General features: G+C 32.2%; 2 protein-coding genes. Both read left to right on the forward strand.

What is annotated here, in order from left to right:
* A partial coding sequence (locus JWF52_RS03240; RefSeq protein ID WP_208331909.1) for a pyruvate carboxylase subunit B occupies positions 1-1087 on the forward strand: 1087 nt, incomplete at its 5' end.
* Positions 1088-1105: 18 nt separating this feature from the next.
* A partial coding sequence (locus tag JWF52_RS03245) for an OadG family protein (protein ID WP_208331910.1) occupies positions 1106-1356 on the forward strand: 251 nt, incomplete at its 3' end.

Raw genomic sequence — 1356 nt, forward strand, 5'->3', positions numbered from 1 at the left:
AAAAAATGGTATAGATATAATAAGAGTATTTGATGCCCTAAATGATGTAAGAAATATAGAAGCATCAATGAAAGCTATAAAAAAATATAATGGACATTGCCAATGTGCAATATCTTACACAACAAGTCCAATACATACTACAGAGTACTACTTAGATTTAGTTAAGACAATGGAGGGTATGGGAGCAGATTCAATTTGTATTAAAGATATGGCAGGAGTTTTAACACCATACAATGCTTATGATTTAGTTAAGCGTATGAAAAACGTTACTAAATTACCAATAGAACTTCACACTCACTGTACAAGTGGAATAGCTGACATGATATATATGAAAGCTGTTGAAGCGGGGGTAGATATAATCGATACAGCTATATCTCCATTTAGTGGAGGAACATCTCAACCTCCAACAGAATCATTAGCAGTAACTTTTGCTGAAATGGATAGAAATCCAGGATTAGATATGGATGCACTTTTAAAAGTTGCAGAGTACTTTAAGCCGATAAGAGATAAGTATATGAGCGAAGGAATATTAAATCCAAAAGTATTATTAACAGATCCACAAACGTTAAAATATCAGGTTCCAGGGGGAATGTTATCGAATTTATTATCTCAGATGCAACAACAAGGTGCAGCTGATAAATATGAAGATGTATTAAATGAAGTTCCAAGAGTAAGAAAAGATTTAGGATATCCACCACTTGTTACTCCTATGAGTCAAATGGTAGGTACTCAAGCATTATTTAATGTTTTAACAGGAGAGAGATATAAATTAGTTCCTAAAGAAATAAAGGATTATGTAAGGGGGCAGTACGGAAAAGCACCAGCTAAGATAGACCCTGAAATTCAAAGAAAGATTATTGGTGATGAAGAAGTAATAACAGTTAGACCAGCAGATTTATTAGACCCAGAATTTGAAGCTATGAAAAAAGAGGCCGGAGAATTAGCTAAGAGCGATGAAGACGTACTAGCATATGCATTATTCCCACAAGTAGCTTTAAAATTCTTAGAACAAAAATATAATAAGAATGTTAAAGAAGAAACTGATACTAATGAAAATAGTATTCAGTATATAACAGTAACTATGTAGAGAATAGGTGATAATATTATGGGAAATCAATTAACAATGATAGATGCCTTATCAATAACGGTATCGAGTATGACAATAGTATTCTTAACGTTACTAGTAATTTCAGTTATATTAGGTTCATTTAAGAATATATTCAAAGAAAAGCCTAAAGTTGATGTTAAGAAAGAAGTAGCACAAACAGTAGTAGAAGATGATGAAGAAGAAAGAATAGTAGTTGCATTAGCAGCATCTATAATGGCTGGAAATGGAAAAGTAAATCCAAATCTTCA

The organism is Clostridium sp. CCUG 7971, from assembly GCF_017590215.1.
In the GTDB taxonomy this organism is placed as follows: Bacteria; Bacillota; Clostridia; order Peptostreptococcales; family Peptostreptococcaceae; genus Faecalimicrobium.